The sequence below is a fragment of the Rhizobium sp. C104 genome (assembly GCF_022354505.1).
Classification (GTDB): Bacteria; Pseudomonadota; Alphaproteobacteria; order Rhizobiales; family Rhizobiaceae; genus Rhizobium; species Rhizobium redzepovicii.
In genome coordinates, this window is sequence record NZ_CP092355.1 from 44,036 (window position 1) to 59,738 (window position 15,703).

Sequence of the window (15,703 nt, forward strand, 5' to 3'; positions counted from 1 at the left end):
AACAAGTCGGCTTTCCCATCGGTGGTCGGCAATGGGGAAGCCGATCGCCTATCCCCCGAAACTGCCCACCTGCGTCGGCACGTTGATATAGTTGCGGTCGAAGTATAGCAGTGCATTGCCATCCGCCCGCGCACGAATGCCGATCACCTGGCCGATGAAGATATGATGTGTGCCGACCAGGCGCGCCTCGGTGAGCCGGCAGTCGAAGGAAACCATGGCGCCGGCCAGCGCCTGGCTTCCCGACGGCATGTCGACCCATTCCGCCGCGGCATAGCGTGCTGCCATATCCGCCTGGCGGCCGGCGAAATAGCCGGCGAGACTCCTGATGGTCATCGGCGAGTACGTTGACGCAAAAGCGGTGGTTTTCGAGAAAGACGCCGCATTGGGCCGAGCGACCGTTCATGCAGACCAGCAGCGTCGGCGGTTCGTCGGTGACGCTGCACATGGCGGTGGCGGTGAACCCGCCGCGCCCGGCGGGTCCGTTGGTGGTGATGACGTTGACCGGGGCACAGACCCTGGCCATCGCGTCGCGGAACTCGGTTTTCGAGACTTGCTCCTCCATGGCCGTCTCCTCACTCGGCCGCGTTGCGGACGGCGGATGCCTGATCGAGCGGCGGCAGCCAGGTGTCGCCGGTCCAGCCGGTTTCGTCGTAATCGCTCATGCATTGGTCGACGAGCGCTTCCATCTCCCTCAGCCGCCCGCCGCGCTCGGCGCCCTTCAGCACCTGCAGCCGGACCTCCTCAGGCGCACCGGCATAGTTGAGTTCGTAAAGCGCGTGGCGGCCGCCGAATTCGGTGCCGGTGGCATCCCACAGCAGTTTCATGATCTTGATGCGCTCGATATGGCCCATGTCGTTGGAGCCGCGCACATATTGGGCGAGATAGCGGTCGATCTCGGGATTGCCGAAATCCTTGGCGGAGGAGGGGAGATAGATCAGCCCCGAGGCGACGACCTTGCGCACCGTCTCGATTACGCGCGGATAGGCCTCCGACATGAAGGTGCGGTAGGAAAGGGCTGCCTCCATGTTGGGCAGCACGGCGCCATTTGCCCATGGCTGGGGATTGTGGGCCATGGCGTTGGAGAAGGACCAGAACATGTGGCGCAGCGCGATGACCTCGCCGAGTGCGGCCTGATTGCCGCGGAAGGCGTCGCCGCCGGTGGCGCGCAGCGCCTTGGCGAGCAGCCCCGCCATAAAGTCGAGCTTGACGGCAAAGCGCGTGCAGCCCTGGAAGCAGTAGCCGTGCATGAAGCCGGAAGCCGGGTGAAACGACAGGATCTTGGCCGCATCGCGCAACACCAGCACGTCCTCCCAGGGCACGAAGACGTTGTCGAGCACCAGGATCGCATCGTTCTCGTCAAAGCGCGACGACAAGGGATAGTCGAAAGGCTGACCGACCGTGTTGGCGGTCTGCTCGTAGGAGACGCGGCAGAACATCTTGATGCCAGGCGCATTCATCGGCACAATGAACATGACCGAGAGCGAGGGATCTTCCGTCACCGTCGCCGAGCTCTGGGCGAGGAAGTTGTAATGTGTCAGCGCCGAGGAAGTCGCCACCACCTTGGCGCCCGAGACGTAGATGCCGGCATCGGTTTCCTTGGTGATGTGAACGAAGACATCCTTGACGGCATCGGCCGGCTTGTGCCGGTCGATCGGCGGATTGACGATCGCATGGTTCATGAACAGCGCTGCTTCCTGGGCGCGTTTGTGCCAGGCGAGCGCATTGTCCTTGAACGGCCCATACCAGTCGGCATTGGCGCCGAGCGTGTTCATCAGAGCCGCCTTGTAGTCGGCGGTGCGGCCCATCCAGCCATAGGACATGCGGGCCCAATCGGCGATGGCGCCTTGCTGGGCGACGAGCTCGGCCGAGGATTTCGCCACCCGGAAATATTTATGCGTATAGCCGCCATTGCCGGTATCGGTCGGCGATGTCAGGCGGTCCTTGGTCTTCTCTGCGTGCAGCGCATCATACATCCGCGCGATCGAACGGGCGGAATTGCGCATCGACGGATGGCTGGTGACGTCGGCGATGCGCTCACCGTTGATATAGACCTCGCGTCCGTCGCGCAGGCTGGCGAGATATTCGGCGCCGGTGAACGGACGGGTCTTGTCGCCGCGGTGGTCTTCAGCTCGCATGTCAGGTTCCTCCCTTGGAATATTGATAGAAGCTAAAACGGGAGCGGCGGGCACACCATGGACAAAGAAGGGAATTCGCTGGTACTTTTTCCGCTATGGCGACACGAAACGATGTTCCGAATTTTTTCGTCTATGGCGAGCCGAGCCGCTCGCTCGATGTGGGATTCCTGCACGTCGAAACGGTGATGGAGCGAAAAAACCTGCATTTCGGCCATGTCTCGCCGCACAAACATCCGCTGATGGGACAGATCACCTATTGGTTTCAAGGGGGCGGAACCTATCGGATTGAAGACGAAACTTGGAATTTTTCCGCTCCCGCCGTGAGCTTCGTGCCGAGCAACGTGGTGCATGGTTTCGATGTCGACGAACAGTCCGACGCGATCGTCGTATCGGTCTCGGACGACATGCTGAAGGCGATCGTGCCGCAGATCGCGCTCAATCTCGACGTGCCGACCTTCCTGACCGGCCAGCCTGCAGATCCGGTATGGACCAAGCTCGCAACACTGCTCGACATGGTCTCCGAGGATTATCGCGATCGAGGTGCGTACGGCGAACAGGTGCTTTGCGGCCTGATTTCGGTCGTGCTGTCGCTGATGGGCCGCATCGGCGGCCGGGTCGCCCTGCCGTCGACCTCGGCGACTGTCTCACTCGGCCTCGCGCTGCGCCGTCTCGTCGATCTTCACTACAGAAAGGATTGGCCGGTGAGAGCCTATGTCGATCTGCTTGCGACCACGCCGCATCTGCTCGACAAGGCCGCCCGCGAAGTCTTCAGATTATCCGTCAAGGAATTGCTGCTGGAGCGGCGCCTGTTGGAAGCCAAACGCCTGCTGATGTTCACCGTCCGCTCGGTGGAAGATATTGCCGGCGAGATCGGTTTCGACGATCCCGCCTATTTCTCTCGCTTCTTCCGCAAACGCACCGGCGAGGCGCCGGCCGCCTGGCGCCGGCGGCATTTGCAGGCGGCATCGTGACGAGCGACGGAACTGTCGCTATCGGTCATCGAAGAAAGATCAAAGCCATCCCGACGACAACAAGAGCGGCGCCGGCCCAGGCGCCGCCGGCCGGGCGTTCGCCGGTTTTCAGCCACAACAGCGGTAGAATAATCGCGGGCGATGTTGCCGACAGTGTCGCAACGATACCGACCTTGCCGCCAGCCAGCGCAAAGAGCAGGAGTGTCATGCCCATGCCGAGGGCGATGATCCCGGTCAGGGCGGTCAATGCCGCGACCTTGAAGGTGAGCGGTCCCTTCGGCTTGACCGACTGGACAGGCAACTGGATCAGGATGCTGAGGCAAAGGGCCGCCATGGCGACACGCAGCAGGGACGCGACGAATGGATCGATACCGCTGACCATGACCGGTCGCGCGATGATGGAACCGACCGCCTGGCCGGTTGCGGCGCCAAGCCCAAGCAGGACGCCGATCCACAGTGGCCCCTTGATCCTCTCCCATTGATGGATCTGCGATCGGCTCTTGCCGAACACGATGGCGAGAAAAACGCCTGCGGCCGTCAAAGCAATCCCCACCACCGCGGAAAACGATAGAACCTCCCCCAGCACCAGCCAGCCGAGCAGTGAGGCAATCGGAGCGTTGAGGGCGAACAGGATGCCGGCACGACGCGGGCCAAGCCGGTTCAGGGCGGCAAAGAGCAGCGTATCGCCGATGAAGATGCCGATCAGTCCGGACAAGAGCAGCGGACCGACGCTTGCCTCGTCCAGTTGGCGCCAGGATCCGGTAAAAATCACATAAAGCGCCAAAAGACCGGTGACGAAAACCTGGCGGACCCTGTTGAAGGCCGGCGCGCCGAGATGGCCGGATGGACCCGCCGCGATCAAACCCGTAAAGGCCCAGCACGTTGCCGCTCCGAGCGCGGCAAGTTCATGAATTGGCATCTTGCTTCGATCCTCAATGCATGTCGTCCGGAATGTGCAGCGGTTCCGGGTAACGACATGCATAAAACAAAGGACCAAAGCGCGGCGCATGGATCAAGTTTGATGCGACGCGCTTTGGAATCCGGGCGCGAAGCGTTTAAACGTGATTGAAGAGCAACTGTCGAGGGCTGTTCGATGCGACGCCACGGACGGCTTCTCAGCCACCGTCATCGACAGGACATCGAGCAACATTTGTCAGTGTCATTCTCTAGCTGACGGCATGGCCGGCCAGGCCGTAAACCGCCGGCTCCCCATTCTTCCTGTTCAGGAAACGCCGCCCCTTGGACATGGTCGTCACGGTTTCCGAGACGGCCAGCCGGCTTTGTTGAAGGAACTCGGCGAAGAGGCCTTTTTCCCGCGTATCGACGCGCGCGAAGCGGCCAGCCAGATCCTTGAGATGCACGGCGGTCAGATGGATCGCGTCCTGATCATTGCTTGCCACGATCGGCCCGACCACATGGCCGCGTCCGAACTCGCGGCACATGGAATAGCCGACGATTTCGTCACCCCGCCGGAGTGTGCAAACGGAAGCACCTTCGGCAAGTAAAGCCAGCAATTTGCCGCGATCGGTGCCGAAAGCGCGCGTATCGAGAGCGTTGATCTCCTCGACATTGTCATTTGACAATTCGCTCAATTGCCCGTTCAGCTCCGGCAGGGGAGGGAGCTTAGGCGCGACATCCCCCTGGTATTGATAGACAATTGCTTCCTTGGTGAAGCCGAGCGAAACATAGAGTTCTATAAGCCGCATGGGTTGAATTCAGGCTCAGATCGCGGTCGCCGCACTGCTCGAACACCTGCTCCATGAGCCATCGGCCGGTCCCTTGCGCCTGCGTGCGCGGCGATGTGATCACCAGCCCGATCGTGGCGAAATCATCACCATGCGGAAACCACATCGCACTTCCGAACACGCGTCCGATCCCATCGACCGCAACGATGCCGCGGCCCGCGCGCCGCAGCATATCCCAGTCCTTCGGCCGGTGCGGCCAGCCGACGCCGATCGACAATGCGTGAAGCAGGCTGACATCGACACTGTTGATATCCTGCGCAATCAATTCGAACGATTTCAGCCGCACTGATTTTTGCATTTCGGGTATCCGTTCCGTTCGCCAGATCACCAGACTCCACTGGAAGTGAACAGCGTCTTTGATCCTGCGCCGATTGCAACCAAGTCACAATATCGCACACCAAGGCCGGCAGGATTGGCTTGTTCGCCGCAACAATTCGAAATCTTCAGCTGAACCGAGGCCCCACTCAGCAGGCAAAACTCCTGCCTTTGCTTAGGCTAGCTAGCATCTCGACCACTCCAAAGGCAACTTGGTCACCCATGGACGTCATAGATATTCTTGCGAGGCTGATCGCGTTCCCTTCCGTCGTCGGAACGACGAACGGCGCGATTGCCGACTGGATAGCCGACTATTGTCGGAAGGCGGGAGCCGAGGTGACGGTCCACCCCGGCCCGGAAGGTGACCGATACAACCTTTTCGCGACCGTCGGACCACGCGAAGGCCGAGGTTACATTCTGTCCGGACACATGGATGTCGTGCCGGCCGGTGAACGGGAATGGAGTTCGGATCCTTTCGTGCTGCGCGCGGCGGGAGACAGGCTTTACGGACGCGGCGCCACCGATATGAAAGGTTTTCTCGCCTGCGCACTGGCCGCATTGCCGAAGCTTGCCGCCATGAATTTGCAGCGGCCGATCCACTTTGCCTTCTCCTATGACGAGGAGGCAGGCAGCCGCGGGGTGCCGCATCTGATCGCGGCGCTGCCGAAGCTGTGCAACGCCCCGCTGGGTGCAATCATCGGCGAACCGAGCCGGATGCAGGCGGTGCGGGGGCATAAGGGCAAGGCAGCGGTCCGGCTGGAGGTGATCGGGCGATCAGGTCATTCCTCTCGTCCTGATCTCGGATTAAACGCCATTCATGCCATGGCCAATCTCATCACAGAGGTCGCCGAATACGGCAGGTCCCTGACGAGCGGCCCTTTCCACCACGATTTCGCGCCACCCTACTCGTCATTGCAGGTCGGTGTCATTGCCGGCGGCCAGTCGGTCAACATCATACCGGATCGCTGCACCGCCGATATCGAGGTTCGCGCCGTGCCGGTTATCTCGACGTCATCGCTGCTCGAGCCGGTAAAAGCCAGGCTCACGGCCCTCAGAGACCAGGGATTCGAGGTCGGCTGGCATGAGTTGAGCGCCTACCCAGGTCTTGCGCTCCCCGAAGGCAGCGAACTCGCGGCGCTGCTGACGGAATTGACGGCGCAGAAGCCGCTGGCCGCGGTCAGCTACGGCACGGAAGCCGGGCTCTATCAGCAAGCCGGCATCGATTCGATCATTTGCGGACCGGGGGATATCGCCCGTGCGCACCGGCCCGACGAGTATATCGAGATCGGCGAGCTCGCCGCATGCCAGACGATGATCGAGAAACTCGGCGCCTCCCTTGCCGAAGGCTGAAAGAAGGCGATTTCCATGGCGTTTCTCTTCAACTCCGATGCCACACGCGGCGCGATTTTCAAGGAAGCTTTTGCCCGCGAGCTTCCGGATCTGGAATTCGTCGGACAGGGCCAACCGGTAGATCCGGACAAGGTGCGCTATCTCCTGACCTGGACGGTCCCCGGCGACATCGCGCGTTACCGCAATTTGGAAGTGCTGTTTTGTATCGGCGCCGGCGTCGATCAGCTCAAACAAGACAGCCTGCCGGACCATGTGGCGCTCGTCCGTATGGTCGAGGATGGCATTATCCGGATGATGCAGGAATACGTCACTCTTGGGGTCCTGACGCTCCACCGGGAGATGCTCGCTTACCGGGACCTGCAGAAACAGTCTGCGTGGCAGACGCTGGCCGCCCCGCAGGCCACCGCGCGCAGAATAGGTTTCCTCGGCCTCGGCATTTTGGCGCAGGCGGCGATCGAGCGCTTGAAGCCGTTCCAATTTCCGCTCGCCGGATGGAGCCGCAGCAAAAAGCAAATCGATGGTGTCACCTGCCATCATGGCCCGGATGGACTTGCCGATTTTCTGGCCGAGACGGACATTCTGGTCTGCCTGCTGCCGCTGACCGATGAGACGCGCGGCATTCTCAATGCCGAGCTCTTCTCCCAGCTGCCGGCCGGTGCCAGGCTGCTGCATGTGGGCCGCGGACCGCAGCTCGACCAGACGGCGCTGATCGAGGCGCTCGATAGCGGCCGCTTGGCCGCCGCAATGCTCGACGTCACCGATCCCGAGCCGCTGCCGGCAGACCATCCGCTCTGGCACCATCCAAAAGTGGCGATCACGCCGCACATCGCCTCCGTCACCCAGCCGGAAACGGCGGCGCATTCGGTCATCGAAAATATCCGGCGCCACCGCGCCGGCGAAACCCTGATCGGCCTGGTCGATCGGACACGTGGTTATTAAACGAGGAAAATGACATGTCGCTTCTGCAGACCATCGACACAAATCCGAACTTTACTCCAAAGCAGGCCGTACCGGATGCGGAACGGCTGATTTCAGGAAATCCGGCCTACAAGACCTGGGCACAGGATGCCTCAAAAGGCGAAAAAGTGCTCACCGGCATCTGGGAAGCAACCCCCGGCGAGCACCATTCCATCAAGGGCACGGTCTACGAATTCTGCCACATCATTTCCGGTGTCATTGAGATCGACGAAAAAGACGGCGAGACAAAGATGTATCGCGCCGGCGACAGTTTCGTGATGAAGCCTGGCTTTGTCGGCGTCTGGCGCACCATCGAAACCGTGCGCAAGATCTACGTCTGCGTTTACGACTGAGAAGCCGCCGGCGCGCGCCCGAAGAACGGCACGCCGCTTATATCCGGCAATCACGTGCTGAAAACACGAGGCGGCTGAACCGCCAACTCTCTAAAGCGCGCACGCATTAGCCTTCGGCGATAGCAAAGATCTTCTTGAGGTTGCCCTGAATTGAAAGACGGTTCACCGTCCCCCGGCCGACGAAGATCGCGTCTCCCGGGCCAACCGATGTTTGCGTCCCGTCGCCATCGGTCACATCAGCCTGCCCCTCCAGGATGTACATCAATTCATGGACGGGATGAGAGCGCGACATCCGGATGTGCGGCGTCGTCGCCCAGACACCAGCCCGAAAGCCGGCCTCTTCGTCGGAAAATGCCCTGAAGAGACGGCACTGAGGCGTGTCCCCTTCCACGAACTGCGCCGGAGGCGGCGGGGAGGGGGCAAGCGCCACATCCCTGTCGATCGCCACGACGCCCTGCGCGCTTGATGTCGCCGCGGTCGTTGCGCAGAAGATCCACTGCGTGCCGTTTTCCGCTTCCGCCGTAATGTCCTCGCCCTGGCCGATGACCACGCTGTCGCCGGACGTGAGATGAAACGTCGAGCCGCCCGAATGCAGGACAAGACGGCCTGCCACGACGACCAGGCATTCCGTGTGGGGAAAGCCGGCGATCGAGGCTTTTCCATTCCAATGGACCGATCCGGCGAAAACGCCGCCCGAGGCGCTCCAGACGATATCGCGGCCGACCGCGAATATGTCGTCTGGTCCCAAGGCTTTTCGTTTGCCTTCAGGGGCGGATCCGCTTTTCGCCTCGAAGAGGAGAATGGTTTTACCGGTCATGACGTCACTCCCATTTTTGGTGAGATATTCATAGGCTGATGCTGTTGCCGATGGGCCGAGGGCTAATCTGCCAGTCACTGGCTCGAATTCTGCATAGATCCTAATCGGTGGCTTCAAGGGGCGCGCTGCGGAGTTGGCGCTTAAACAGAATATCCTTTGGTTTGCTGCCCCCAACACAGGCAATTGTTGCGAAACAAAGCCGCCTGCGCCGCACCTCTCCAGCGCAAGCAGGCCTATACTTCCTGCATTGGATCAGACGAGCATAAAGGCATGCGCCAATGAAATTTGCGTCCTACTGGCATGATACCTCGATCCCATTCGCCGCAGGCATCGCCGACCCCGTCTCGGGAGATTTCGACGTTGCGGTGATCGGCGCCGGTTTCACCGGGCTCAACGCCGCGCGCACGTTGGCGCAATCCGGTGTGAAGGTCGCTCTGCTGGAAGCCGAACACGTTGGCTATGGTGCGTCCGGCCGCAATGGCGGGCACCTCAACAGCGGCCATTTCGCAAGCTTCGGCGCCGCCAGGCAGCATCTCGGGGAAGACCGGGCGCGCCGCTTGTGGCGGGCCTATGACGACTCGATCGACATGATCGAACGCATCGTCGAGGAGGAAAAGATCGCCTGCGACTTCCGCAGGGGCGGCAAGCTCAAGCTTGCCCTCGAAGCCCTCTCATGTCGGCAAGCTGCAGGCAATGGCCGAAGAAATCCGCCGCGAGGTCGACCCGTCAGCCGAATGGCTGACGCGCGAGGACCTCCGCAACGAGGTGGTATCGGATGCCTTCCATGGCGGGATCCTCTATCCGAAATCCGCCATGATGCACATGGGGCGCTACGCCAACGGCGTGGCGCAGGCGGCCCACCGCCATGGCGCGGCGATCTGGGAACACAACCCGGTGACCGCCCGCGAGCCCGTCCCGAATGGATGGCGGCTAACCACGCCGACCGGCTCGCTGACCGCCCGCCAGGTCATCCTGGCGACCGATGCCTATACGCCAAGCGTCTTTAACTATTTCCGCCGGAGGCTGATGCCGATCGCTTCCTTCATCATTGCGACACGCCCGCTCACCCCGCAGGAGGTCGCGGCGACAGTTCCGGGCAACCGCAACTTCACCAACTCCCTCAACATCGCCAACTACTTCCGCCTGACGCCAGACAACCGCATGCTGTTTGGGGGCGGGCGAGATTTTCGGCGGTATCGAACCAGAAAACCGACGTCAGCTCCGGGCAGCTTCTGCGCCAGCAGATGCTCGGCATGTTTCCGCAGCTTGCAGACGTCGAGATCGACTATTGCTGGGGCGGCCTCGTCGGCTGCACGCAGGATCGTTATCCCCGCGCAGGCAGCGCCGAGGGTGTGATTTACAGCATGGGCTATTCCGGCCACGGCGCCCAGCTATCGACCTTCATGGGCAGCGCGCTGGCCAATATGGCGATGGGGCGCAAGGACGCCAATCCGCTCGACGGCTTCGCGTGGCCCGCCGTCCCGATGCATACCGGAAACCCGTGGTTTCTGCCCATCGTCGGCACCTATTACCGCATGAAGGACCTGCTGCCCTGACCGATCCTGGCGCCGCGCCCCGCGCGGGCTCCGATGGCCTAACGCAGGACGGCCACCCCTGATTCCCTGCCGATCCTCCGTGCCTGTTGCCGCATAAGGACTTTGCAATGATCACACCTCTCGAACATCTGTCCCGCAACGGTCGTCTGGGCAAGTTCTTCATCGACGGTCAATGGCTCGAACCCAAAGGCAGCGCCAAGGGCGTCGTAGTCAATCCTGCCACGGAAGAGACGGTGACCCAGTTTGCGCTCGGCAACGGCGAGGATGTCGACGCGGCGGTTTCCGCCGCCCGGCGGGCCTTCGCGACCTGGAGCCGGACCAGGCCGGAATACCGCGCGGGTCTGCTCGATCGCCTGCGGACGCTGCTCGAAGCGCGCAGCGAACTGTTCGCGCAGTGCCTGAGTTCTCGAAATGGGCGCGGCGATCGGATATGCGCGCAGCGCTCAGGTGCCGCTGGCGATCGCCCATGTGAAGGTCGCCCGCGATCTCCTGGAAGCCTTCCCCTTCGTCAAGCAGCGCGGCCACACCGCCGTCGCCCAGGAACCGATCGGAGTCTGCGCACTGATTACGCCCTGGAACTGGCCGCTCTACCAGATCACCGCCAAAGTTTCGCCGGCACTCGCCGCAGGCTGCACGGTCGTGCTGAAGCCCAGCGAGCTTTCGCCTCTCGGCGCGCTGCTGTTTGCAGAAACGATTGAGGAAGCCGGCTTCCCCAACGGCGTCTTCAACCTCGTCAATGGTGACGGCTCCTGCGTCGGTTCGGCTCTCGCGTCCCATCCGGATGTCGACATGATTTCGATTACCGGCTCTACCCGTGCCGGTATCGCTGTGGCCCAGGCAGCCGCGCCGACCGTCAAGCGCGTCGCGCAGGAGCTTGGCGGCAAGTCGCCGAACGTGATCCTGCCGGACGCCGATCTTGACCGCGCCGTTGCCATGGGCCTAGCGGCTGCCTTCCGCAATCTCGGCCAATCATGCAGCGCGCCGACGCGTATGATCGTGCCGCGCGCGATGCTCTCCAACAGCGAGTCCATCGCCAAAAGAACCGCAGATGAGATCGTTGTCGGTGATCCCCTTTCAGAAGCCAGCACCCATGGCGCGATCGCCAACCGGGCCCAGTTCGATCGGATCCAAACCATGATCGGCGTCGGAATTGCGGAAGGCGCGACGCTCGTCACCGGCGGCGAGGGTCGTCCCGCCGGTCTGAATGCCGGCTTCTACGTCAAACCGACAATTTTCTCGGACGTGCGCACGGATATGCGTATCGCCCAGGAGGAAATCTTCGGCCCGGTTCTCTGCCTCATTCCTTACGACACGGTGGAGGAAGCCATCACCATCGCCAACCATACCGTCTACGGTCTGGGTGCACATGTGCAGGGTAAAAATACAGACGTCGTCAGGGACGTCGCGTCACGGATCCGCTGCGGTCAAGTGCATCTCAACTATCCAGCCTGGGATCCACACGCGCCTTTTGGCGGCTTTAAGCAATCTGGAAACGGACGCGAATTCGGCATTGAGGGCATGCTGGAATACCTCGAGGTCAAATCCATCCTTGGCTACTTCTAAAGCAAGTCGCGCAAAAGTGTGCAGCGGCTTTGTGATAACGACATGCGTAAAAACAAAGACCTAAAGCGCGTGGAGCGAAGCTGAAAGATCGCGACGCGCTTTAGCATGACGCCGAAAGGCGTGAGGGGGTGTTGGTATCCGTCGGAAGCGCACCGCCCAGGAGGAAAAAACGCGTCCCCTTCATCAGCCGAAGATGACTGTCTCATCACTCAAAACATTATTTTCCACCGCCCCGGCACCCACTGTCGATGCATGCTGCTTGTTCAGTTTCGGTAGGCTTTGGTCGGGAACACGTCGAGGCCGGCGATAACGACCAAGACGGAATTCATTCCAGACGCTGGCTTTTGCAGCCAGCGACCAATGGTCAGAGAGGAAACGATATGCTCGATTTGAACGACAACGACCTTTTCCAGCAGGCCGGACTGATCGACGGGATCTGGTCGCGTGCGGCGTCGGGCAAGACGGTAAACGTCGTCAATCCCGCCACTCAGGACAATCTCGGCACCGTTCCCGACATGGGCACAGCCGAGACCCGGGCGGCGATCGACGCAGCCAATGCCGCCTTCAGCTCGTGGAAGAAGAAAACGAATGCCGAACGCGCCGTTCTGCTCGAGCGCTGGTATGCCCTGATGATCGAAAATCTCGAGGATCTGGCGCTGCTCATCACTCTTGAACAGGGCAAGCCTCTCGATGAATCGCGTGCCGAAATCCGTTACGGTGCTTCCTTCGTCAAATGGTTTGCCGAAGAAGCTCGCCGCATCGGCGGCCATACCATTCCCTCGCCGACGCCGGATCGCCGCATCGTCGTGCTCAAGGAAGCGGTCGGCGTCTGCGCCATCGTGACACCCTGGAATTTCCCGATCGCCATGATCACCCGAAAGGTGGCGCCCGCCCTGGCGGCCGGCTGTACGGTTGTCGTCAAGCCTTCGGAATTCACCCCCTATTCGGCGCTCGCCATGGGTGTCCTTGCCGAGCGCGCCGGCATTCCGGCAGGTGTGATCAATATCGTCACCGGCATGCCGACGGAGATCGGCAACGAGTTCATGGCAAACGCGACGGTGCGCAAGATCTCCTTCACCGGTTCGACCCGGATCGGCTCGCTTCTGATGCGCGGCGCTGCCGACAGCGTCAAGCGGCTCTCCCTCGAACTCGGCGGCAACGCGCCGTTCATCGTTTTCGACGACGCCGATCTCGATCTCGCTGTCGAGGGCGCAATCCTGTCCAAGTTCCGCAACGGCGGCCAGACCTGCGTCTGCGCCAACCGCATCCTGGTGCAGGCCGGTGTCTATGATGCCTTCGCCGAAAAACTCGGCGCTCGCGTCAACGCCATGAAGGTCGGCCCCGGCACGGAACCCGGCAACGTTATCGGCCCGATGATCAACGCAGCGGCGATCGACAAGATCACCCGCCATGTCGAAGACGCTCTCTCCAAAGGCGCCAAGATCGCCGCACAGGGAAGCTCCGTGGCGGAGGGCTCGCAATACGCCGCGCCGATGGTGCTGACCGGGGCGACGACCGACATGCTGCTTGCCAGCGAAGAAACCTTCGGCCCGGTTGCTCCGCTCTTCCGCTTCGAGACGGAAGACGAGGCGATCGCAATCGCCAACGGCACGCCCTTCGGCCTGGCTGCCTATTTCTACACCGAAAACCTCAAGCGCTCCTGGCGTGTCGGCGAAGCGCTCGAGTTCGGCATGATCGGGCTCAACACCGGCGCGATCTCAACCGAAGTCGCCCCGTTCGGCGGCGTCAAGCAATCCGGCCTCGGGCGCGAGGGCGCGCAGGCGGGCATCGAAGAATATCTCGAGATGAAGAGCTTCCATATCGGCGGACTGAGCTGAGCCTGAAGCGATTACGGGACGAGAACCAGCAATGTGGCGCACGCGGGGTGCGCCATTTTTTTTACAACCACCGCAACACACGAGGGTTGGCAACCCTTCGGCTTCAGTCGGTCCGCAAGCACAGCCGATCACTTCAAAAGAAGCGCGGGAGGAAACGCCCGCGCTTTTCCTCGTACGGTTCAGAGACCGAAAACGCCCGGCAGGCCGGAAATGTCGGGGATTTCGACATAGCCATAGAACGGGTTGGCGGGTTCATGGCGGCGGTTGACCCACACCTTGTTCTTGATGCCGATATCGTTGGCCGACATATGGTCATAGCGGAATGACGAGGAGCAGTGCACGACATCTTCGGGCGCGCAGCCGAGCATATCGAACATATATTCAAAGGCCTGCAGGCGCGGCTTGTAGGCTTGCGCCTGTTCGGCCGTGTAAACCGCATGGAACGGAGCGCCGAGCTTTTCGACATTCGACATGATCTGCGAATTCATCGCATTCGACAGGATCACCAGCGGGATCTCCTTGGCGACCTTCGCGAGGCCAGCCGGCACATCCGCATGCGGACCCCAGGTCGGCACGCGCTCATAGACCATCCGGGCGTCTTCGTCCCTGAACTTGATGCCGTTGCGTTTGCAGCTGCGCTCGATCGAATTGTGAACGACCTCGGCATAGGGCTTCCAGTCGCCCAGAACCTCATCGAGGCGATAGGCGGCGAAGTTGCGGACGAACTCGGCCATGCGCGGCTCGTCGAGCTGATTGCCGTAAAGGTCGCGGGCCGCCTCCGCCATCTGGAAATTGGTCAGCGTGCCGTAGCAGTCGAAGGTGATGTATTTCGGGCGCATGAGGGTCATGAACATATCCTTTGGAGCGTGGACCGGGGCGCAGTCATGATAGGCGCGGCCCACCCCGCGGCTCGCCTGAATGTAGCTGCGATCGAAGCAGATTATTGCGTATCGAAAGGCGGCTTTGGCAGATGGTAGTAGGTGCCCCGCTCGCTGGCGGTGGCTGAACGACGGCGAGGATGGCTATGTCGGCCTCTATGATGCTTGTTGATTTGATCGGCTCGCCGCACTCACTCACCCGGCTTGCCGACGTGCAGCGAATGTTGCTCGCGATCCGCCCGGTGGCGCCCACATGCCAGCATAAGATGCGGCAGGCGACAAAGGGAAAACGATAAGATACCGCTCAGGGCGCAGCCTTCAGACGATTAGCCAACCCGCACTCCTTCACACTTCCACTCAGGAGAATAAGGGAAGTGTCATGCAGACAAGCCAGATCGACTTTGCCGCGTTCGGCAGCGAACACCTGGGTGCCGCCCTCACGCTGTCGCGGCAGGCGGGCTGGCCCCATCGGCCTGAAGACTGGGAGATGGCGCGTGCCTTGAGCGAGGGCGTCGTCGCCATCGAGGGCGACCGGGTGGTGGGCACCGTGCTCGTCACCCCCTACAAGCAAGACTGCGCCACGATCAACATGGTCATCGTCGATCAAGCCATGCGCGGCCGCGGCCTTGGCCGCAAGCTAATGCATGCCGCAATGGAGCTCGCCGGCGATCGCCCGCTCCGGCTTGTAGCGACCGCCGATGGCCTTCCACTCTACGAGAAGCTCGGCTTCCGCCAGACCGGCCGCATTCTGCAGCATCAAGGCATCGCAGCAGAACGCGCCGCGCCGACGGCAACGTCAGCCGCCGCCATGACCGATTTCTCGGCAATCACCGAACTCGATCGACAGGCCTTCGGCGCCGATCGCGCCGATCTGATCGCATATCTCGCCAAGGTCGGTGAACTCGCCGTGGTACGCCGCCGCAATGGAAGCGTCAGCGGTTTTGCGGTCCTTCGCAGCTTCGGCCGGGGCGAGGTCATCGGCCCCGTCATTGCGGGCAACGTGGATGACGCCAAGGCGCTCGTCACGCATTTCATCGCACGGCGCCCCGGCGCGTTCCTCAGGGTCGATACCACGACTGCCGCCGGCCTGTCCGGCTGGCTGGCCGAACAAGGCTTCGCCCATGTCGGCGGCGGCATCGCCATGATGAAGCCATCGATCCCAGCCGTCGATTCCGTCGCCACCATCTTCGCCCTCGCCAACCAGGCACTCGGCTGATCCGGAGAG

Annotated in this window: 10 protein-coding genes and 4 pseudogenes; 8 read left to right on the top strand and 6 right to left on the bottom strand. The window is 61.7% G+C overall.

The features are described from left to right. Window positions 1–48: 48 nt before the first annotated feature. Both MF410_RS34790 and MF410_RS34795 read right to left on the bottom strand, forming a co-directional pair. Window positions 49–562 (bottom strand): annotated as a pseudogene (locus MF410_RS34790) (flavin reductase). A gap of 10 nt (window positions 563–572) precedes the next feature. After that, window positions 573–2,135 carry a 4-hydroxyphenylacetate 3-hydroxylase N-terminal domain-containing protein gene (locus MF410_RS34795; protein WP_131711250.1) on the bottom strand — a complete coding sequence of 521 codons (1,563 nt, stop codon included), beginning with the start codon at window positions 2,133–2,135 and terminating at the stop codon, window positions 573–575. Between the two features lie 95 nt (window positions 2,136–2,230). Here MF410_RS34795 and MF410_RS34800 point away from each other — a divergent pair, with 95 nt between their 5' ends. Continuing rightward, window positions 2,231–3,106: a helix-turn-helix domain-containing protein gene (locus MF410_RS34800; RefSeq protein WP_097626245.1), complete on the top strand. Its 876-nt coding sequence runs from the start codon at window positions 2,231–2,233 to the stop codon at window positions 3,104–3,106. Between the two features lie 25 nt (window positions 3,107–3,131). Here MF410_RS34800 and MF410_RS34805 read toward each other — a convergent pair whose 3' ends face one another. Both MF410_RS34805 and MF410_RS34810 read right to left on the bottom strand, forming a co-directional pair. After that, window positions 3,132–4,025 (bottom strand): DMT family transporter, encoded by an 894-nt coding sequence (locus tag MF410_RS34805; RefSeq protein ID WP_239621432.1) that lies wholly within the window; start codon window positions 4,023–4,025, stop codon window positions 3,132–3,134. A 247-nt stretch (window positions 4,026–4,272) separates the two neighbouring features. After that, a pseudogene (locus MF410_RS34810) lies at window positions 4,273–5,149 on the bottom strand (GNAT family N-acetyltransferase). A gap of 239 nt (window positions 5,150–5,388) precedes the next feature. On the opposite strand from MF410_RS34810, the gene argE reads away from it, so the two are divergent. From argE to MF410_RS34825, 3 genes are read left to right on the top strand one after another with little or no spacing between them, the layout of a single operon-like run. Next, window positions 5,389–6,516, top strand: coding sequence for an acetylornithine deacetylase (argE, locus tag MF410_RS34815; protein WP_239621434.1), 1,128 nt, complete (start codon window positions 5,389–5,391; stop codon window positions 6,514–6,516). Window positions 6,517–6,531: 15 nt separating this feature from the next. Continuing rightward, window positions 6,532–7,455 carry a glyoxylate/hydroxypyruvate reductase A gene (locus tag MF410_RS34820; protein WP_097626249.1) on the top strand — a complete coding sequence of 308 codons (924 nt, stop codon included), beginning with the start codon at window positions 6,532–6,534 and terminating at the stop codon, window positions 7,453–7,455. Window positions 7,456–7,469: 14 nt separating this feature from the next. Further along, window positions 7,470–7,826, top strand: coding sequence for a cupin domain-containing protein (locus tag MF410_RS34825; RefSeq protein WP_097626250.1), 357 nt, complete (start codon window positions 7,470–7,472; stop codon window positions 7,824–7,826). 106 nt (window positions 7,827–7,932) lie between these two features. Here MF410_RS34825 and MF410_RS34830 read toward each other — a convergent pair whose 3' ends face one another. Continuing rightward, on the bottom strand, window positions 7,933–8,643 hold the full coding sequence (locus MF410_RS34830; protein ID WP_131711255.1) for a cupin domain-containing protein: 711 nt from the start codon (window positions 8,641–8,643) through the stop codon (window positions 7,933–7,935). 278 nt (window positions 8,644–8,921) lie between these two features. Between MF410_RS34830 and MF410_RS34835 the strand changes: the two are divergent. The 3 genes and pseudogenes from MF410_RS34835 (at window position 8,922) to MF410_RS34845 (ending at window position 13,600) form a co-directional block, all read left to right on the top strand. Next, window positions 8,922–10,199 (top strand): annotated as a pseudogene (locus MF410_RS34835) (FAD-binding oxidoreductase). A 107-nt stretch (window positions 10,200–10,306) separates the two neighbouring features. Continuing rightward, window positions 10,307–11,762, top strand: a pseudogene (locus MF410_RS34840) (aldehyde dehydrogenase family protein). Between the two features lie 380 nt (window positions 11,763–12,142). Then, window positions 12,143–13,600 (top strand): NAD-dependent succinate-semialdehyde dehydrogenase, encoded by a 1,458-nt coding sequence (locus tag MF410_RS34845; protein WP_183780200.1) that lies wholly within the window; start codon window positions 12,143–12,145, stop codon window positions 13,598–13,600. A gap of 179 nt (window positions 13,601–13,779) precedes the next feature. Here the strand turns inward: MF410_RS34845 and MF410_RS34850 are convergent, their stop codons facing one another. Beyond that, window positions 13,780–14,448: a haloacid dehalogenase type II gene (locus tag MF410_RS34850; protein WP_097626254.1), complete on the bottom strand. Its 669-nt coding sequence runs from the start codon at window positions 14,446–14,448 to the stop codon at window positions 13,780–13,782. 409 nt (window positions 14,449–14,857) lie between these two features. Between MF410_RS34850 and MF410_RS34855 the strand changes: the two genes are divergently transcribed. Beyond that, complete coding sequence (locus MF410_RS34855) at window positions 14,858–15,694, top strand: GNAT family N-acetyltransferase (protein WP_131711259.1); 837 nt, start codon at window positions 14,858–14,860, stop codon at window positions 15,692–15,694. Window positions 15,695–15,703 lie beyond the last annotated feature (9 nt).